The sequence below is a fragment of the Streptomyces sp. NPDC097981 genome, assembly GCF_040302565.1.
Taxonomy (GTDB): domain Bacteria; phylum Actinomycetota; class Actinomycetes; order Streptomycetales; family Streptomycetaceae; genus Streptomyces.
This window is the reverse complement of sequence record NZ_JBEORW010000002.1, coordinates 218413-238027: the sequence shown is the minus strand read 5'-3', so window position 1 is coordinate 238027 and position 19615 is coordinate 218413. Positions and strand designations below refer to the sequence as shown.

At 69.9% G+C, this 19615-nt stretch carries 14 protein-coding genes; 4 read left to right on the top strand and 10 right to left on the bottom strand.

What is annotated here, in order from left to right:
- Positions 1–74: 74 nt before the first annotated feature.
- Entirely contained in the window at positions 75–692 is a 618-nt protein-coding gene (locus tag ABTY04_RS02750) for a GNAT family N-acetyltransferase (RefSeq protein ID WP_352211486.1), read from the top strand.
- An 82-nt stretch (positions 693–774) separates the two neighbouring features.
- On the opposite strand, the gene trxA is transcribed toward ABTY04_RS02750, so the two are convergent.
- From trxA to ABTY04_RS02715, 7 genes are all read right to left on the bottom strand, one after another.
- Positions 775–1116 (bottom strand): thioredoxin, encoded by a 342-nt coding sequence (trxA, locus tag ABTY04_RS02745; protein ID WP_352211485.1) that lies wholly within the window; start codon positions 1114–1116, stop codon positions 775–777.
- Positions 1117–1167: 51 nt separating this feature from the next.
- Positions 1168–2127 (bottom strand): thioredoxin-disulfide reductase, encoded by a 960-nt coding sequence (gene trxB / locus ABTY04_RS02740; protein WP_352211484.1) that lies wholly within the window; start codon positions 2125–2127, stop codon positions 1168–1170.
- Between the two features lie 125 nt (positions 2128–2252).
- Positions 2253–3200 (bottom strand): anti-sigma factor family protein, encoded by a 948-nt coding sequence (locus tag ABTY04_RS02735; protein WP_352211483.1) that lies wholly within the window; start codon positions 3198–3200, stop codon positions 2253–2255.
- Positions 3197–3904, bottom strand: a complete 708-nt coding sequence (sigM, locus tag ABTY04_RS02730; protein WP_352211482.1) for an RNA polymerase sigma factor SigM — start codon at positions 3902–3904, stop codon at positions 3197–3199. Before sigM ends, ABTY04_RS02735 begins: the two co-directional genes overlap by 4 nt.
- Positions 3905–4048: 144 nt before the next feature.
- Positions 4049–5779 (bottom strand): protein kinase family protein, encoded by a 1731-nt coding sequence (locus tag ABTY04_RS02725; RefSeq protein WP_352211481.1) that lies wholly within the window; start codon positions 5777–5779, stop codon positions 4049–4051.
- Positions 5780–5896: 117 nt separating this feature from the next.
- The gene (murJ, locus tag ABTY04_RS02720) at positions 5897–8071 is read right to left on the bottom strand and encodes a murein biosynthesis integral membrane protein MurJ (protein WP_352211480.1); all 2175 of its coding nucleotides are present in this window, start codon (positions 8069–8071) and stop codon (positions 5897–5899) included.
- 46 nt (positions 8072–8117) lie between these two features.
- Entirely contained in the window at positions 8118–10385 is a 2268-nt protein-coding gene (locus ABTY04_RS02715; protein WP_352211479.1) for a DUF6049 family protein, read from the bottom strand.
- A 185-nt stretch (positions 10386–10570) separates the two neighbouring features.
- On the opposite strand from ABTY04_RS02715, the gene ABTY04_RS02710 reads away from it, so the two are divergent.
- Positions 10571–12037 carry a CCA tRNA nucleotidyltransferase gene (locus tag ABTY04_RS02710; protein ID WP_352211478.1) on the top strand — a complete coding sequence of 489 codons (1467 nt, stop codon included), beginning with the start codon at positions 10571–10573 and terminating at the stop codon, positions 12035–12037.
- A gap of 54 nt (positions 12038–12091) precedes the next feature.
- Here the strand turns inward: ABTY04_RS02710 and ABTY04_RS02705 are convergent, their stop codons facing one another.
- The 3 genes from ABTY04_RS02705 to ABTY04_RS02695 all read right to left on the bottom strand — a co-directional run bounded on the left by ABTY04_RS02705 (position 12092) and on the right by ABTY04_RS02695 (position 15197).
- Positions 12092–13357, bottom strand: a complete 1266-nt coding sequence (locus ABTY04_RS02705) for an MFS transporter (RefSeq protein ID WP_352211477.1) — start codon at positions 13355–13357, stop codon at positions 12092–12094.
- A 105-nt stretch (positions 13358–13462) separates the two neighbouring features.
- Positions 13463–14545 (bottom strand): inositol-3-phosphate synthase, encoded by a 1083-nt coding sequence (locus tag ABTY04_RS02700; RefSeq protein WP_352211476.1) that lies wholly within the window; start codon positions 14543–14545, stop codon positions 13463–13465.
- Between the two features lie 49 nt (positions 14546–14594).
- On the bottom strand, positions 14595–15197 hold the full coding sequence (locus tag ABTY04_RS02695) for a PadR family transcriptional regulator (RefSeq protein ID WP_352211475.1): 603 nt from the start codon (positions 15195–15197) through the stop codon (positions 14595–14597).
- Between the two features lie 273 nt (positions 15198–15470).
- Here ABTY04_RS02695 and ABTY04_RS02690 point away from each other — a divergent pair, with 273 nt between their 5' ends.
- Both ABTY04_RS02690 and ABTY04_RS02685 read left to right on the top strand, forming a co-directional pair.
- The gene (locus ABTY04_RS02690; protein ID WP_352211474.1) at positions 15471–18053 is read left to right on the top strand and encodes a transglycosylase domain-containing protein; all 2583 of its coding nucleotides are present in this window, start codon (positions 15471–15473) and stop codon (positions 18051–18053) included.
- Positions 18054–18139: 86 nt separating this feature from the next.
- Positions 18140–19600, top strand: coding sequence for a glycosyltransferase family 87 protein (locus ABTY04_RS02685; RefSeq protein WP_352211473.1), 1461 nt, complete (start codon positions 18140–18142; stop codon positions 19598–19600).
- Positions 19601–19615 lie beyond the last annotated feature (15 nt).

Sequence of the window (19615 nt, the reverse complement as noted above, 5' to 3'; positions counted from 1 at the left end):
GTGTGAACCGGCACGGTCCGCCCCTTTGCCTTGTTGCGGTTTCTCCTGATTCGGGCTGTGGATACGATGCGCTCATGGGGCGTCGGTTGGTACCACTCACGCTGGACAACCTCCAGGACCTGCCTCGGCGTTGCCGGTCCTGTGTGTTCTGGGAGTTGGATCCGGTCAGCGGTGAGGCTGCCGTGAAGGCGGGGACCCCGGCGCTGGAGAAGGAGGCGTGGATCTCCGCTGTCCTGCTGGAGTGGGGCTCGTGCGGCCGCGTGGTCTACGTGGACGATGTCCCGGTGGGATTCGTGCTCTACGCGCCGCCGGCGTACGTGCCGCGGGCCACGGCCTTTCCGACGAGTCCGGTGTCTCCGGATGCCGTGCAGCTGATCACGGCGTGGATCATGCCGGGCTATCAGGGGCAGGGCCTGGGACGGGTGATGGTCCAGACAGTGGCCAAGGACCTGCTCCGGCGAGGGTTCCGGGCGATCGAGGCGTTCGGGGACGCCCGGTGGGAGGGCCCGGCCTGTCTGCTGCCGGCGGACCACCTGCTGGCCGTGGGCTTCAAGACGGTGCGGCCGCATCCGGTGCACCCCCGGCTGAGGCTGGAGTTGCGCTCGACGCTCTCGTGGAAGGAAGACGTGGAGCTCGCGCTGGACCGGCTGCTGGGTGCGGCGCGCAAGGAACCCGCGCTGCGCCCGCTGTGATGCGCGAACGGGGCCGCCCCTTGAAGGGGCGGCCCCGTTTCACGTGAAACGATCCCGGCTACCGCTGGGGATGGCTCAGGCGTCAGACGGTCTTGGCCTGGATGAAGCCGTCGAGGTCGCGCAGGATGGCGGCCTTCGGCTTCGCGCCGACGATGGTCTTGGCCACCTCGCCGCCCTGGTAGACGTTCAGCGTCGGGATGGACATGACGCCGTACTTGGCAGCCGTGGCCGGGTTCTCGTCGATGTTGAGCTTGACGATCTCGATCTGGTCGCCGTACTCGGCGGCGATGGCCTCCAGCGACGGCGCGATCTGGCGGCACGGTCCGCACCAGGCGGCCCAGAAGTCCACCAGTACGGGCTTGTCGCTGCCAAGGACCTCGGTGTCGAAGTCAGCGTCGGTCACGTTCTTGAGGGTGCCGGCCACAGCGGCCTCCTAATTCTTCCTGCGGGGTGTGGGGTGGGGGGTGAGCGGGGGTCAGACCGTAGCGTGCGCCTTCTCGGCGTCCGCGAGGGCGGAGAGGAAGCGCTCGGCGTCGAGGGCCGCGGAGCAGCCGGTGCCTGCGGCGGTGATGGCCTGACGGTACGTGTGGTCCACGACGTCGCCGGCGCCGAACACGCCGGTGAGGTTGGTGCGCGTCGAGGGGGCGTCGACCTTGAGGTAGCCCTCCTCGTCGAGCTCCAGCTGGTCCTTGAACAGCTCGGTGCGCGGGTCGTGGCCGACAGCGATGAACAGGCCCGTCACGGGGAGCTCGGAGGCCTCACCGGTCTTGGTGTTGCGCAGGGTGAGGCCGGAGAGCTTCTGCTCGCCGTGGATCTCGGCGACTTCGCTGTCCCAGGAGAACTTGATCTTCGGGTCGGCGAAGGCGCGGTCCTGCATGGCCTTGGAGGCGCGCAGGGCGTCGCGGCGGTGCACGATGGTGACGGACTTGGCGAACCGGGAGAGGAAGGTCGCCTCCTCGATCGCGGTGTCGCCGCCGCCGACGACGGCGATGTCCTGGTCCTTGAAGAAGAATCCGTCGCACGTGGCGCACCAGGAGACACCGCGGCCCGAGAGCGCGTCCTCGTTGGGCAGTCCGAGCTTGCGGTGCTGCGAGCCGGTGGTGATGATCACGGCCTTGGCGCGGTGCACGGTGCCGGCGGTGTCGGTGACGGTCTTGATGTCACCGGTGAGGTCCACGGACACGACGTCGTCGGGAACGAGCTCGGCGCCGAAGCGCTCGGCCTGGCCGCGCATGTTGTCCATGAGGTCGGGACCCATGATGCCGTCCTGGAAGCCGGGGAAGTTCTCGACCTCGGTGGTGTTCATCAGCGCGCCACCGGCGGTGACGGCACCTTCGAAGACCAGCGGCTTGAGCGAAGCGCGTGCGGTGTACAGGGCGGCGGTGTAGCCGGCCGGCCCGGAACCGATGATGATCACGTTTCGTACGTCGCTCACGGGTTTGTTCCTCGTCTCTGTGGACTGCGCGCTGCTTGTCGGGAGGCCGGTGTGGTGTCTCACCCCACCCAACGGATCCTACGGCGCATGCATTCCCGGCCCGCTCCTGCGCGGCCCTGAAGGTGTCAGCTTCGCGGGTAGGTCTTGGCCAGCAGCGGTTTGCCGGCGTCGGCCGAGGGGTTGTCCGCGCAGCCGGCCCCGACGAGGTACGCGTCCACCTGGGTGGAGTCACCCGGGTGCGGCAGGACGAGGAGGTAGACCTCGGTGCCCTGGTAGGTACCGCGTTCGGCCGCGAGCGGGATGTCGGTGCGGCCGGTGGCCCCCTGGACACAGGTCGGGACCGACGCGGCTTTCGTGCGGTTGCCATCGCCGGGGACTTCTCCCGGGGAGGGGCCGGTGTTCTCCAACCCGTACGTGTTGTTCTGCTGGTCCCTCTGCGGGGCGGTCTTGGCACCCTGTCCCGGGACGAGAAGCCGGCGGACGCTGTCCTGGAGGCCCTGTGCCGTGTATGTGCCGTTGACGGGGGCCTCGGCAGCCGCGCTCGTCCCGGTTTTACGGGCGGCGGTGTCCGGGGAGCCGGTTCCGAGCAGGTTGCCCGCGAGGAAGATCCCGAGGGCGCAGGCAGCCGCTCCGGCGAGGCCGGCGATGACGGTGATCCGACGGCGGGCGCGACGCCGTCCGGGGCCGGTGGCGCCCGCCGGGCGACCGGCAGGCCGCGGGGTGCCCGGACGCGTGGCTGCTGCAGGCGATGTTTCACGTGAAACATCGCGCTGGGTGCAGGGCCCGGAGGCCGGGGCGGTCTCGGCTCTGGGCGTGGTGGAGTCGAGGAGCGCCTCTGCGGCAAGGGCCGCGTCGATACGCCCGGCGATGTCGGCGGGCATCCGGGGCGGCCCCGGCAGGGTGCCGAGGAGCGCGCGGATCTCCTCCAGGGAGGCGTGGACGTCGGCGCACAGGGGGCAGTCGCCCAGATGGCGGCGTACCTCCGTGGTCCGGGCCGGGGAGAGGAGCCCCTCGGTCAGGTCGGAGATCTCCGAGACGTCAGGGTGCCGGATCGTGCCGGTTGTGGGAGTCACGTTCGTCCACCTCCGCCCTTCACCGTGTCTGCGTCTGGGGCTGGCTGACTGGGGTCTGCCGCTGGTGGGACGGGTGTCCCCGGCGTCCGGTTCCTTCCCCGCTCGGCGGCCGTGTTATCCCCGGCATTCGAGCGCAGATGAGTGAGCATCGGGAGGAGTTTCGCCCGGCCGCGCGCGCACCGGCTCTTCACGGTGCCGGTGGGGACATCGAGGACACGGGCGGCCTCGGCGACCGGGTATCCCTGCATGTCGACGAGGACGAGAGCGGCCCGCTGTTCGGCCGGGAGCGTGCCGAGGGCGGCCAGGAGCTGGCGGTGGAGGTCCTGGCGCTCCGCGGGTGCCTCGGCGGACTCGTGGGGCTCCAGGAGGCGCTCCAGGCGCTCCGTGTCGTCGAGGGGCGAGGTCTTGCGGGAGGCGGCCTTGCGGGCCCGGTCGAGGCAGGCGTTGACGGTGATGCGGTGCAGCCAGGTGGTGACGGCGGATTCGCCGCGGAAGGTGTGTGCGGCCCGGTAGGCGGAGACGAGGGCGTCCTGTACCGCGTCGGCGGCCTCCTCGCGGTCCCCGAGGGTCCGCAACGCCACGGCCCACAACCGGTCGCGGTGCCGCCGCACGATCTCCCCGAAGGCCTCGGGATCCCCGGCGACGTGCCGGGCCAGGAGCTCCTGGTCCGAGGCGGGGGTGGGGCCGTCAGGCGCAGGCCTCATGATTCCCCTCCTGTTGGAAGCCGAGCACGTGTCGAACCGGGTGCGTCCCGGGGCCGGTCCGCGCGGCCGGGCCCCGCGGGTCTGCGGGAAACTCCTTCCCGCAGACCTCTTGCCCGCACCGGACCGCGTACAGCGCGGGAAGGGCTAGGAGATCCGGGAGAAGACGACGTTCGAGATGCCCTGCTTGTAGCCGGCCCCGCTGTACTCCGAAGCGCCGGCCCTCGGCATGGCCGTGAGCCACAGCACCACGTAGCGCGTCTTGACCGGAGTGTCGGTGGCGAGCTCCAGCTGCTTGTCCTTCGTGGTCCCCGTGGCGATCTGCTTCATGCTCTTGATCGGGGTCGACGATGACAGGCTCGGCGCGGCGTAGATCGTCGCGGTGGTGTGGTCTCCGTCGTACCTGAACGCTATCGAGGCCGCACTCACCTCCTGCTCCTCGCCGAGGTCGAAGACGAGGCCGAGCCCCTCTTTGTAGGCCCCCAGGTCAGGACCGTCGTCGTACCGGTAGGTCCGCCAGAACGAGCTCGGGTCGTTGTCGTAGCTCTTGGAGACCCCGTCGAGGTCCTGTGCCTTGCCGTCCGGGTAGTACTCCGCCGCCCCCTTGATGGCCAGCGGCTTGCTCTCCTTGGGATTCTTCTTGTCCTCGTTCGTCTTGGTGGACTGCGAGTTGCCGGTTCCGCCACTGTCGCCCTTGACGCGGTCCAGGAGCGTGTCGGCGAGCTGCCAGCTGCCCAGGCCGAGCGCGGCGATGAGCAGGGCGGCCACACCCCACTTCAGGACGCGCCCGGTGCGGCTCTGCAGCGGTGGCGGCGGGACGACGATGGGGCGGGTGGCCGGCGCGCCGGGGCGCGTCGGCGGACGGCCGTAGCTGCCCTGCTGATAGGTGGTCTGCTGGTACTCGGGCGGCGCCGTGAAGGCCGGCTCCGGCGGCCGGATGCGCGGCATCGCGGCAACCGCCTTGGCCAGCTCCTCCGGGGTGGTGCAGGCGGGCTCCTGACGGGAGGCGGTGGCCCCGTCGTTGGCGAGGGCGCGCATGGCGAGCTCTCCCAGGCCCCGGTGCACCCCGGCACGGACCTGGTCGGGTGCGATCAGTCCGACGCCCTTGGGCAGGCCGGTGAGTCCGTAGGCGTCGACTTCGTACGGCCACCGCTGGGTCAGGGCGGCGTACAGGAGTGCGCCGATGGCCTCGGTGTCCGCGCGCTGCGGGGTGTCGCTGGTGATGCCGCGCAGGGCGGCGTTCACGGCGAGCCCGCGGATGCGGTACTGGCCCGTGGAGGTGCGCAGTATGGCGCTGGGCGTCAGGCGCAGGTGGGCCAGGCCCTCGCGGTGCGCGGCGGCCATGGCCTGGGAGACCTGGGTGACGAGCTGGTAGGCCTCGTGCGGCTCCAGGGGAGCCACTGCGAGGAGTGCGGTCAGCTCGGTGGCGTCGGGCAGCCACTCGTGGACGACGTAGACGAGGTCGTTCTCCTCCACGGCGTCGAGGACGTGGACGAACCGGGGGTCGCCGAGCAGCGCGGAGGAGCGTGCGGCGGCCAGGACGGCACGGGCCCGTGGGTGGTCGGCAGGCAGCAGGTGGACGCCCACGGCACGGCGCAGCTTCTCGTCCATCGCGCGCCAGCTGCTGAATCCGTCCAGACGGGTGACGCACTCTTCGAGGCGGTAGCGCCTGGCGAGCTTGTGGCCGCTGTGGAGTTCGGGCGCGGCAGCAGGTGCCGCTTTCCTGCGTTCGCCGTCCTTTTCGGGCATGGATCCGTCCGCGGCTCGTCCGTTCTGGGTGTCCACCCCGTCGGCCGTGGCCTTTGCCGCATCTGCGGCCGGCGGCTTGTTGCCGCCGTTGTCGGCCACGTCGACGGCAGCCGTGCTACGTTCCGCCACCGTCGTTCCTGCCTCCCCATCCGTTACGCGCTGTCGGCCAGTCTGCGAAGCCAAGCCAATTGTGCCCACAGTCCGGCGCTATGCACGACACGCGAAGGGCCCCGACGGTTGTGCGCATCAGCGCCCCAAGCGCCCGCGAACCATTCCGACCATGGCGTTGAGCTCTTCGATGCGCATCCGCTTCGCTGCCACGAGGAATACGGCGGCCAGCGCGATACCGCCGACGACCAAGGCGGCGAGGGAGCCGGTGACTCCGCTGCCGAGCCACTGGGTGACCGCGTAGGCCGCGGCGCCTGCCACAGCGGCTGCGGGGACACAGGCGCCGGTGAGGCGGGCGTAAGTGCGCATGACGTGGGCGCCGTCGAGGTCGCCGCCGAGCCGGTTGCGCAGGCGCCGCCAGGCGACGCCCACACCGACCGCGTAGCCGAGACCGTAGGCGGCGGCCATGCCGACGACCGCCCAGCGCGCGGGGAGCACGAAGAACGCGGCGGCGGAGCCGATCGCGTTGACCGCGGCGACGATGACGGTGTTGTAGAAGGGTGTCCGGGTGTCCTCGTAGGCGTAGAACCCGCGCAGGACGACGTACTGGACGGAGTACGGGATGAGTCCGAGGCCGAAGGCCATCAGGATGTAGCCGATGTTCTGGGCGCCGGAACCGGAGCTGGCGTAGAGCAGGGTGGCGATGGGGACGCCGAGCGCGAGGAACGCGAAGGCGCACGGCACGATCGCGACGGCCGAGGTGCGCAGCCCGTAGGAGATGTCGTCGCGGACGGCGGCGGCGTCCCCGTCGTGGGCGGAGCGGGAGATGCGGGGCAGGACCGCCGTCATGACCGAGACGGTGATGATGGCCTGCGGCATCTGCCACAGCAGCAGCGCGTACTGGTAGCCCGTGATCCCAGTGCCGGGGTGGCCCTGCTTCTCGGCGACGGATCCGGCCCAGGTGGCCAGCTGCGTCACGACGACGAGGCCGATCTGGTTGGCGAGGACGAAGAAGAACGTCCACTTGGCCAGGCGGGCCGCCTTGCCGAGGCCGTGGCCCCTCCAGTCGAAGCGCAGGCGCGGCTTGAAGCCGGCGTCGCGCAGGTAGGGCAGCATCGCGAGGGCCTGGACGGTGAGACCCAGGAGGGTGCCCAGCCCGAGCAGGCGGACGCCTTCGGCGGTGACGGTCGTGGCGCTGACACCGGAGGTGGTGAAGCCGCCGAAGGCCCAGATGAAGGCCCCGAAGGTGGCGATGACGACGATGTTGTTGAGGACGGGGGTCCACATCATCGCGCCGAACCGGCCGCGTGCGTTGAGGATCTGGCCGAGGACCACGTGGACGCCCATGAAGAACATGGTCGGCAGGCAGTAGCGGGCGAAGGCGACCGCGACGTCCATCTGCTGCGGGTCGGAGGCGAGCTTCGGCGACATCATCGTGATGAACACCGGTGCGCCGAGGACGCAGATCGTGGTGATGGCGGCCAGCAGCACGACGACGAGCGTCAGGAGGCGGTTGGCGTAGGCCTCGCCCCCGTCGTCGTCCTGCTTCATGGCCCGCACCAGCTGCGGGATGAAGACGGCGTTGAGGGCGCCGCCGCCGACCAGCACGTAGATCATCGTCGGCAGCGTGTTGGCGATCTGGTACGTGTCGTTGAACGTGCCGACGCCGATGGCACCGGCGATGACGAGGGTCCGCATGAACCCGGTGATGCGGGAGACGATCGTGCCGGCAGCCATGAGGGCGCTGGACTTGAGGAGGCTGGAGGCGCGGCCGGCGGGCTTGCTCGGCGCCGGGGCGGCAACGGGGGCGTCCTCGGCGGGGGTGCCGGGAGTCCCCTGCTGGTCGCGGTAGAGGTGCGCGAAGGCGTCGGGCTCGGGCTGCTCGTCCGCCGCCTCGGTGACCAGGGAGTCCACACCGACGAACTGGGTGGTCGCGGCGCGGTCGCCGTAGGGCAGGTGCCTGGAGGGCCCGTCCGGCTCGGGCGGCGGGGTCTGGGCCCAGACGTGCGGGTCAGGGGCGTGCGCAGCGGCCTGGGGCGCCCCGTACAGCGGCCCCGGCTCCTGGTAGGTGCCGGGCGGCGGCGGAGGGTGCGAGGCCCGGTCGTAGAGGACCTCGGCGACGGGGTCCTGGGCCGACAGGTCCTGGGACCGGTACGGGTCGTGGTCGTAGGCGTCCTGGACATATGGGTCGCGGTCCGGCGCGGGCGCAGGCACGGGAACCTGCCCGGGCACCGGGGTGCCCGGGGCAGTGCCCTGGGAGGGCGCGGGCCCACCAGTGCCCTGCGCGCGGTCACCGTCGTACGGCGCGTTCATCGAAACCCCACCTCATCGTCCCCAGGCCGGCCGGCCACGGCATCGCTCAACGGTCCACTGTCTCACCCGTGCCGGACGGCCCGGTGCTTTGCGCTCCGGTGTCCGGGGTCTCGTCACTCGGCTGCGTGCTCTCCTCGGCGGCCGCACGGGCCGCGACGCGCTTGCGGCTGGCGTACATCTTGATGCCTGCCAGGACGAGGAGGAGAACGCCGCCGGCGATGACGAGCATGACGGTGGGAGTGATCTCGGTGGCCTCGACGGTGAACTTGCGTTCCTTGCCGTAGGGCACGCCGTCCGTGGTGTAGAGCTGCGCGGTGACCTCGACGGGGCCGCTCGCGGTGGCGTTGGCGGTGAACTTGACCGTCTGGCTGTGCCCGCCCGCGACGGTCACTTCCTGCTCGGCCTGGCCGCTGTCGCCGAACACCAGACGGGTCGGGTTGGCGGACTTCACCCGCAGGACGAGGTTGTGGACGTCCTGGACGAGGCTGTTCTGGACGCTGACCGGAATGGTCGCGCTGTGCCCCGACAGGGTCGCGTCGGACTTGGGGACGACCTTGACCTTCTCGGTGAGGCCGATCAGGTACTCCTGCACCTGGTCCCGGTAGAGCCGGGCCTCCTCCGGGCGGCCGCGCCAGGAGGCGGACATCTCGCGGTTGGTGGTGTTGCCGAAGGGGATCTCCACGCGGTCGGGCGCGCTGAGGATCACCTTGAAGTGGTCGAGGGTGTTCTGCGTGGTGCGGATCTTCTCGAAGGCGGAGACGGGAAGCTCCGTCTTGCGCAGCGCCTCGGGGTACTGGCCGGCGCCCGGGACCTGGGTGTTGACGCCCGGGTCGGGCTTGGCCGCGGCCGCGGCGTCGAGATCGGCCGGCTGGGTCCAGCGGCCCGCCTGAAGACCCCGTACGGCGGTGGCCATCGTCTGCGCCTGGCTGGTGGACGGCCTCCGCTGCGGGGTGACGACGAAACTGCGCTGGTTGTCGGTCTTCTGCAGGTTCAGGGCCAGACTCTGGGCGAGGAAGCGCTGCACGGCGAGGGTGGAGTTCCCCGCACTCAGCATGTCGCCGTCGAAGGCGGTGGAGAGGTCCGCGTCGGCGACGACGGCAGTGGTGCCCGCGCCGATGGGACGGGCCGCCGACGGCGTGTAGCCGAGGGCACCGGTCTCCTGGAGGCTGTCGCTGCGGGTGAGGACGCTGTGGGCGCCCGCCGAGGTCGCCACGTTCACGATCGACGGATCGATGGCTCCGTCCACGGGCCAGGAGAAGTCGGTGGACGGGGTGACGTGCAGGACGGTCTCCACGGCCTGCTTCGCCTTGTCGGTGGCCGGCCTCAGCTGGCCCAGGGTGCCCGAGACGTCCTTGCCCTGGTGGGCGAGCGAGGCGATGTCGGGGTCGGCGAACGGCAGCGCGACGATCTTCTTGCCCTGGACCGCGGTTTCCAGGGCGCTCAGCCACTGCTCGGCGACGGCCTTGTTCTTGCCCTGGACGATCCGGCCGTCCGGCGTGCGGAACCGGTAGCCCTTGGTCATGGCGTCGACCGTGTAGAGCAGGTCGGGGTCGATGACCCAGGTGACCGGCAGGTCCTTGCCGAGGGCGACCATCTGCTGGAGGCGCCCGCCGGGCTTGAGCTCCTCGGCGAGGGAGTCGTCGAGGAACACGGGGGTCTGCAGCTCGTCCGAGCCGGTCTCCGCGGTCAGGCGGGTGGTGGAGATCAGCGGCCACAGGTAGGTGAGCTGGGAGCGCTTGGCGGCAGCTTCCGGCTGCCACGGCAGGAAGGTCCGCTTGATGCCGAGGACCTGCTCGTAGGGGCGGCTCTCGGTCTCCCCGGACAGCGAGACGCCGAGCTGGTAGACGCCGTCCTTGCCCAGCTCCAGCTTGTCCACCGGGATCGTGAGGGTGAAGTCCTGCCTGACCTTCGACGGCAGCGAGGCGATCTTCACTGCGTAGGCCTGGTCGATCTCGCCGGGATCCGTGCCGGCCCGGAAGCCGGCGCGTTCCGCCGCCTCGTCGATGGAGGCCCGGTCGCCCAGAGCGGGACCGACCCGCAGACCCACGTGCGCGCCGTTGACCGTCTCGCGGCCGTTGTTCACCACGCTGCCGGAGATGGTGAGCGTGTCGCCCTTGACCGGAGCCGAGGGGGCCACCCCGGTCAGCTGTACGTCGACGGCACCCGCCTCGGCGGCCTGGGCGGCCTGGGGAGCCGGCGAGTAGACCAGGGCGGCGAGAACGGGAGTCCCGGCCAGCAGAACGACTGCCCGCCGCAGCCAGCGGCGCCGGGCAGGGGCGGGGGAAGCCCCCTGGATGTCTGCCGCCTCGGCCACGCGCTAGCCCGTCCCTCGAAGTGTCAGTGGTCGTCGTCTGTGCGTCCAGGAATGGTAACGAGACCCGCTGGGTGCGAGTGCCGCGCCTTGCTCCACATGATCGGGTCCGCCCCGCAGGCCTTGCATGCCGGGGTGGCCCCAAACAGGGAAGCCCTCGCCGGGCGGGGCACGTACCCTTTTCTGTTGTGCCGAACGCCAACGAAGACAACCCCAGTGCCCTGAGTCAGGTGCAGCGCCGCGCGGTCAGTGAACTGCTGCAGGTCGCCCCTGTCGCCGACGAGCTCGGCCGCCGGTTCCAGGAGGCCGGCTTCCGCCTTGCCCTGGTCGGCGGGTCCGTACGCGATGCGCTGCTCGGGCGTCTCGGCAACGACCTCGACTTCACCACCGACGCCCGCCCCGAGGACGTTCTCAAGATCGTCCGGCCGTGGGCCGACTCGGTGTGGGACGTCGGCATCGCCTTCGGCACAGTCGGCGCGCAGAAGGCGGCCCGCGTCGGAGACACCGAGCGGAACTTCCAGATCGAGGTGACCACGTACCGCTCGGAGTCGTACGACCGCACCTCGCGCAAGCCGGAGGTCTCCTACGGCGACTCGATCGAGGCGGACCTGGTCCGCCGCGACTTCACCGTGAACGCGATGGCGGTCGCGCTTCCGGAGAAGGAGTTCGTGGACCCGCACGGCGGCCTGGAGGACCTGCAGGCGGGCGTTCTGCGCACTCCCGGCACCCCGGAGGACTCCTTCTCCGACGACCCGCTGCGGATGCTGCGCGCAGCGCGCTTCGCCGCCCAGCTCGACTTCGAGGTCGACCCCGAGGTCGTGGCGGCGATGAAGGCGATGTCGGACCGGATCGAGATCGTCTCGGCGGAGCGGGTGCAGGGCGAGCTGAACAAGCTGCTGCTGTCCGCGCACCCCCGCGAGGGCCTGGGCCTTCTCGTGGACACCGGGCTGGCCGGCCACGTGCTGCCCGAGCTGCCCGCCCTGCGGCTGGAAAGTGACGAGCACCACCGGCACAAGGACGTCTACGACCACTCGCTGATCGTGCTGGAGCAGGCGATCGCGCTTGAGCAGGACGGCCCGGACCTGGTGCTGCGGCTGGCGGCTCTGCTCCACGACATCGGCAAGCCGCGCACCCGCAGGTTCGAGAGCGACGGCCGGGTCTCCTTCCACCACCACGAGGTGGTGGGCGCGAAGATGACCAAGAAGCGCATGACGGCGCTGAAGTACTCCAACGACATGGTCAAGGACGTGTCCCGGCTGGTGGAGCTGCACCTGCGCTTCCACGGATACGGAGACGGCGAGTGGACCGACTCCGCGGTGCGGCGCTACGTCCGCGACGCCGGTCCGCTCCTGGACCGCCTGCACAAGCTGACCCGGTCCGACTGCACCACGCGCAACAAGCGCAAGGCCAATGCCCTCTCCCGCACCTATGACGGGCTGGAGGAGCGCATCACGCAGCTTCAGGAGCAGGAGGAGCTCGACGCCATCCGGCCCGACCTGGACGGCAACGAGATCATGCAGGTGCTGGAGGTCGGCCCCGGGCCCGTGATCGGCAAGGCGTACGCGTTCCTGCTGGACCTGCGGCTGGAGAACGGCCCCATGGAGCGCGATGCAGCCGTCGCCGCACTCAAGGAGTGGTGGGCCGCACAGGCCTGATACGCGGCCGACCGGATCGATGTTTCACGTGAAACATCGATCCGGCCGATGCCCTCACGTGCGCGTGCCCTGCCGCGTCAGGTAGACCGCGGTGACCGCGTAGAGGGCGGACACGCTCACGATCAGTGGGACGGACCGTCCGTCCGGCGGGAGCATGAGGGCGGCCACGGCGGCCGCGCCCACGAACGCGATGTTGAACAGCACGTCGTAGACGGAGAACACGCGGCCGCGGAAGTCGTCGTCCACATGGGACTGGATGGCCGTGTCGGTCGAGATCTTGGCGCCCTGGGTGGCGAGGCCGAGCACGAAGGCCGCGACCAGCATCGGCCCGGGCGCGAAGAACAAGCCGAGCGGGGGCACCAGGACTGCGGCCCCGGCGGAGCAGGCCGTGATCCAGCCGTGGGTGCCCAGTCGGCCCACCATCCAGGGGGTGATGACGGCAGCCGTGAAGAATCCGGCCCCGGAGACGCCGACCGCGATGCCGAGCAGGGCGAGGCCGGCCGACTCGTCGTCCGACCAGGAGTAGCGGCAGAGCATGAGCAGCATCACGAACAGGGCCCCGTAGCAGAAGCGCATCAGGGTCATGGCCATGAGCGTCTGGGCCGCCTCGCGCCGGGAGGCCAGGTGCCGGAGCCCTTCGACCATGCCCCGGACGGTCAGGACGACCCCCTCGGCGACCGACGGGTGGACCCGTCCGGCAGGGTGGTCCGGGCCGAGCAGGCCCACGGCCAGGCGCAGTGAGACCAGGGCCGCGCACAGGTAGAGCCCTGCGCCGAGCAGCACCACGAGGGCGTTGGAGTCGGAGGCCAGAAGCCGGACGAGGAAGGCGAGACCTCCTCCGGCGACCGCCGCGAGCGTGCCGGCCGTGGGCGAGAGCGAATTGGCCGTGACCAGCTGGGCGGGGGCGACGACGTGGGGCAGGGACGCGGCGAGCCCGGCCAGGACGAAGCGGTTGACGGCGGTGACCGACAGGGCCGAGGCGTAGAAGAGCCAGTCGGGGACGTGCGCGACGATCAGCACGCCGGTGACACAGGCGAGGAGCGCCCGCAGCAGGTTGCCGTAGAGGAAGACCTGGCGGCGGCGCCAGCGGTCGAGCAGCACCCCGGCGAAGGGGCCGATCACGGAGTAGGGCAACAGCAGCACCGCCATGGCCGAGGCGATGGCCGCGGGCGAGGTCTGCTTCTCCGGGGAGAACACCACGTAGGTGGCGAGGGCCACCTGGTACACGCCGTCGGCGGCCTGGGAGAGCAGCCGCACGGCGAGCAGGTTGCGGAAGTCCCTCAGGCGCAGGAGTACGCGCAGATCACGTACGACAGGCATGAGGGCAAGGGTCACACACGCGGAGGGTCCCCGGGCACATTGCCCGGGGACCCTCCGCGGAAGAACAGCCGAAGACCAGGTGTCCGAAGACCCGTGGGGCTCGACTTAGCGCTCGACCTCGCCCTTGATGAACTTCTCGACGTTGGCCAGGGCCTCGTCGTCGAAGTACTGCACCGGCGGGGACTTCATGAAGTAGCTCGAAGCCGACAGGATCGGGCCGCCGATGCCGCGGTCCTTGGCAATCTTCGCGGCGCGCACGGCGTCGATGATGACACCGGCGGAGTTCGGGGAGTCCCACACCTCAAGCTTGTACTCAAGGTTCAGCGGGACGTCGCCGAAGGCGCGGCCTTCGAGGCGGACGTAGGCCCACTTGCGGTCGTCGAGCCACGCGACGTAGTCGGACGGGCCGATGTGGACGTTCTTGTCGCCGAGCTCACGGTCGGGGATCTGCGAGGTGACGGCCTGGGTCTTGGAGATCTTCTTCGACTCCAGGCGGTCGCGCTCCAGCATGTTCTTGAAGTCCATGTTGCCGCCCACGTTGAGCTGCATGGTGCGCTCCAGGCGGACACCGCGGTCCTCGAACAGCTTCGCCATCACGCGGTGCGTGATGGTGGCGCCGACCTGCGACTTGATGTCGTCGCCGACGATCGGGACACCGGCCTCGGTGAACTTGTCCGCCCACTCCTTGGTGCCGGCGATGAAGACCGGGAGGGCGTTGACGAAGGCGACCTTGGCGTCGATGGCGCACTGGGCGTAGAACTTCGCCGCGTCCTCGGAGCCGACGGGCAGGTAGCAGACCAGAACGTCGACCTCGCGGTCCTTGAGGACCTGGACCACGTCGACCGGGGCCTCGGCGGACTCCTCGATCGTCATGCGGTAGTACTTGCCCAGGCCGTCCAGGGTGTGGCCGCGCTGCACGGTCACGCCCTTGTTGGGGACGTCGCAGATCTTGATGGTGTTGTTCTCGCTGGCGCCGATGGCGTCCGAAAGGTCGAGGCCGACCTTCTTCGCGTCGACGTCGAACGCGGCGACGAACTCGACGTCCCCCACGTGGTAGTCGCCGAACTGGACGTGCATCAGACCGGGGACCTTGGCCGCCGGGTCGGCGTCCTTGTAGTACTCGACGCCCTGCACCAGCGAGGCGGCGCAGTTGCCCACGCCGACGATGGCTACGCGAACCGAACCCATTCCGGTTGCTCCCTGTTTGTTCTCGGACGAAGCCTGCGAGATGCAGGCCTCACTTTGCGGTTTCGTCGGGCGGACCGGGCCGTCTCTGGTCCCGTCCCGCCCGCTCACTCTCGATGAGCTCGTTCAGCCAGCGCACTTCGCGCTCCACGGACTCCATTCCGTGCCGCTGCAGCTCAAGCGTGTAGTCGTCGAGGCGCTCCCGCGTACGGGCGATCGAGGCGCGCATCTTCTCCAGACGCTCCTCCAGCCGGCTGCGGCGGCCCTCCAGGACCCGCATGCGCACGTCCCGCTCGGTCTGGCCGAAGAAGGCGAAGCGGGCGGCGAAGGACTCGTCCTCCCAGGCGTCGGGGCCCGTGTGGGACAGGAGCTCCTCGAAATGCTCCTTACCCGATGCCGTCAACCGGTAGACGATCTTGGCGCGGCGCCCTGCGAGTGAAGTGGCCAGAGCGTCTTCCGGGGCGTTCCCCGGTTCTTCGATCAACCAGCCGTTGGCGACCAACGTCTTGAGGCAGGGATAGAGCGTTCCGTAGCTGAACGCCCGGAACACCCCCAGCGAGGTGTTGAGCCGCTTGCGGAGCTCGTACCCGTGCATGGGGGATTCGCGAAGCAGGCCGAGGACGGCGAACTCGAGGATGCCTGAGCGCCTGCTCATCCGCCTGCCTCCTTCGCTCCTGAGTTTTTATACCGAGCTGATGTATCGACTCGATACATCCAGACGATAGAACGGGCCGCCTTCGGCGACAAGCGGTGACGTAGTGACCGGCGTCACATCACTAATTCGTACCAGGCGAGTTGCCTGATTTGAGATGAACTTCGGCACTGTTCGGGTTTTGAGCGTGCGTAGTCTGTGGGCCATGACAACGGGGGGAACCGGAATTCGCCTGCCGCTTCCAGGCCACTCGCCTGCCCGAGGAGTAGTCGTTCGATGAGCGAGCACCGCCGCAAACCGCCGCAGCCCGAGGACGGCGGACGTGCCGCGGCCCGCCGGGCCGCCCAACACAGCCCTGGCCGGGGTGCCGGGCCCGCACGCGACGTGCCCACCGCGTCGCACAGCGGACCGTACGCAGACCCGTCCGGCCACGGCAGCCGTGCCGGGGCACGCCGGGCCGCTCCCCGTGGATCCGGAGGCCGCGGACGCGGCGCCGGCCCCGCCGGGCGCGGCCCGGGCCGCCCGGACAAGCGCCTGATCAACTACCCGCGCTCCGACAAGGCAGGCTGGCAGCGCTTCCTGCCGTCCTGGAAGCTGGTCTGCGGTACGGCCCTCGGCTTCTTCGCCATCATCACGGCAGGGGCCGGCATCGGCATCGCCTCGGTGAACAAGCCCGACCCGAACAAGGCCGCCCAGGCGCAGAACAACGTCTTCTACTGGGCGGACGGCACCCAGATGGTGGCCACCGGCGGTTCGATGAACCGGCAGATCGTGCCCATCGACAAGATCCCCAAGTCGATGCAGAACGCCGTGATCTCAGCGGAGAACGAGTCCTTCGAGACGGACAAGGGCGTCGACCCGATGGGCATTGCCCGCGCCGTATGGAACATGGCCAAGGGCGGCTCCACCCAGGGCGGCTCGACCATCACCCAGCAGTACGTGAAGAACACGTACCTGGACTCCGGCCAGACGCTGAAGCGGAAGGTCACCGAGCTCTTCATCTCGATAAAGCTGGGCGTGTCCGAGGAGAAGGACACGATCCTCGCGGGCTACCTCAACACCGCCTACTACGGCCGCGACGCCTACGGCATCCAGGCGGCCGCGCGGGCCTACTTCGGCAAGGACTGCAAGGACCTCACGCCGTCCGAGAGCGCCTTCCTGGCCTCCATGCTCAAGGGCCCCAACCTCTACAACCCGGACGGCGGCATCGGTGCCGCGGCCACCCCCGAGAAGAACACCGAGCGGGCCAAGGAGCGCTGGGCCTGGGTCCTCGACCGCGAGGTCGCGGTGGGCCGGATGCAGAAGGCCGACCGGGACCAGTTCAAGGAGTTCCCCAAGATCATCGACTCCGAGCAGGCCCGCAGCCTGTCCGGCCAGACCGGCTACCTGGTCGAGACGGCCAAGCAGTACGTGATGAAGGTCACGAACAGCACGGCCGACGAGATGGCCCGCGGCGGCTACCAGATCACGACCACCTTCCAGAAGCCGAAGGTGGACGCCCTGGTCAAGGCCGTCGAGGAGACCCGCAACAACTTCCTGGACGAGAAGGCCCGGCCCGAGTACGACACGTTCGTCCAGTTCGGCGCGGCCTCCGTGGACGTGAAGACCGGGGCGATCGTGGCCCTGTACGGCGGCCCGGGCATGGACAAGAAGTACTTCAGCAACAACGCCAACACCGTCGGCGTCCCGGTCGGCTCGACCTGGAAGCCGTACGTCCTGGCCGCCGCCATGCAGTACGGCACCCAGAACTCCAACGGCCAGGGCATCTCGGCCGACAGCAAGTACAACGCGAACGACCTGACCGTGATCAACAACCGTGACGGCAAGCCGCTGCGGGACGCCTCCGGCCGGCCGTTCAAGCAGAAGAACGAGAGCACCTACCCCTACGGCTACGTGACCCTCAACGAGGCGATGGAGAAGTCCATCAACGTGCCGTTCGCGCAGCTCGTCTTCGACGTCGGCCACAGCAAGGTCCGGGAGGTCGCCCAGTCCACGGGCATCCTCAAGGACTCGATGAACCCGAACAACGACGCCTCGTTCGCCCTCGGCACCTCGACCCCGAGCGCGATCCGCATGGCCGACTCGTACGCCACCTTCGCCGCCTCCGGCACCCACCGCGAGCCGTTCTCCGTGACCCGCGTCGAGAAGGACGGCAAGGAGCTGCCCGGCTTCGGTACCCCCAAGGAGCAGCGGGCGATGGACAACTCCATCGCCGACAACGTCACCAAGGTGCTGGAGAACGTCGTCGACAACGGCACCGGCACCAAGGTCAGGAAGCTCGGCTTCACCCGGCCCGCAGCCGGCAAGACCGGAACCACGGACCAGAACAAGTCCGCCTGGTTCGTCGGCTACACCCCGGAGCTCTCCACCTCGGTCGCCCTGTTCCGTACCGACCCGAACTCGGCGGACAAGAAGCTGATCTCCATGAACGGCGTGGGCGGCGTCGACTCCATCCACGGTGGCGACATCCCGGCCGCGATCTGGACCGAGTACATGAAGGAAGCCCTCAAGGGCGCCCCGGTCAAGGATTTCCCGGAGGCCGACAAGATCGGCGTCACCGCGGACGCCTCCGGCGCCCCCTCACCGAGCCCCTCCTTCTCCCCGTCGCCGTCCGCTTCGATGCCCTCGCCGTCGGCGAGCTCCTCGCCGACGGTCTCCCCGAGCCCGTCGAAGGGCGGCAAGCCGTCCTGCAAGCCGTGGGAGCTGTACTGCATCCCCGACAGCGGCGGCGGCACCAACAGCGGCACCACCAACGGGGGTGCCGGCGGATCCAGCGGATCACCGTCCCCGACCCCATCGGGCAAACCGGGCCGCCCCGGCGGCACCAGCTGGGGGACCACGGTGGGGACCTCGGGCTGACCCGCCTCCCCCTGACCGGACGAGGGCCGTCGCACACGGTGCGGCGGCCCTCCCGCATGTCCGGCCCCGTACGGCAGGATGAGCGCATGACGAAGGTGCACGAGGACAGGCCCGTACTGCCCACCCAGCAGGACGAGGTCGCCGCGGCCGGCAGCGAGTTCTTCGGCGGCCCGCTGGGCCGCCACGCCCGGCTGGGCGGCCACTGGCTGACCCCGGTCCGCGTCGTGGTCCTCGTCGCCCTGGGGATGTTCGCGCTCGGCATGGTGCAGAAGCTGCCCTGCTACGACTGGGCCTGGTTCCGGGGGGCCGGCTCCCAGTACACCCACGCCTGCTACTCCGACATCCCGCACCTGTTCGCCGTACGCGGCTTCGCCGACGGGCTCACGCCCTACTTCGACCGGCTCCCGGGCGACATGGAGTACCTGGAGTACCCGGTGCTCACCGGGCTCTTCATGGAGGTCGCGTCCTGGCTGACCCCGGGCAGCGGCTCCATTGAGCACCGCGAGCAGATGTACTGGATGGTCAACGCCGGGATGCTGATGGCCTGCGCCGCGGTCATCGCCGTGTGCGTCGCGCGCACCCACCGCCGCCGGCCCTGGGACGCGCTGCTCTTCGCCCTCGCACCCGCCTTCGCGCTCACCGCGACGATCAACTGGGACCTTCTGGCCATCGCCCTGACCGCCGCGGGCATGCTCATGTGGTCCCGCGGCCGGACCCTGCTCTTCGGCGTCTTCATCGGCCTGGCCACCGCCGCCAAGCTCTATCCCGTCCTGCTGCTCGGCGTGCTGTTCGTGCTGTGCTGGCGGGCCGGGAAGTGGCGGGCGTTCGGCTCGGCGGCCCTCGGCGCGGCCGTCTCGTGGCTCGTGGTGAACCTGCCCGTCATGCTCCTCGCCTGGGACGGCTGGAAGAAGTTCTACACGTTCAGCCAGGAGCGCCCGATCGACTTCGGTTCCGTGTGGCTGCTCATCTCCCAGCGCTCCGGGAACCCCCTGAACGACGCCAACACGTACGCGACGGGTCTGACGCTGCTGCTGTGCGCGGGCATCGGTGTGCTCACGCTGACCGCCCCCCGCCGTCCCCGGTTCGCCCAGCTGGCCTTCCTGGTCGTGGCCGCCTTCATCCTGGCCAACAAGGTCTACTCGCCGCAGTACGTGCTGTGGCTCATCCCGCTCGCGGCGCTGGCCCGGCCGCGCTGGCGGGATTTCCTGGTCTGGCAGGCCGGCGAGGTCGTGTACTTCCTCGGCATCTGGCTGTACCTCGCCTACACGACCAGCGGGGACAAGCACCAGGGCCTGCCCGTGGAGGGCTACCAGCTGGCGATCACCGCCCACTTGCTGGCAACCCTCTACCTGTGCGCGGTCGTCGTCCGCGACATCCTGCTGCCCGAGCGGGACGTCGTACGCCGCGACGGTTCGGACGACCCGTCCGGCGGCGTCCTGGACGGGGCCGAGGACGTGTTCGTGCTGTCGGACGCCGCGAGGGCGCCGCAGGAAGCGGCGCCCTCGCAGGGACAGCGGGTCGAGTGGGGCACGGCTCCCAGGGACTGACCGGCCCCCTTCACC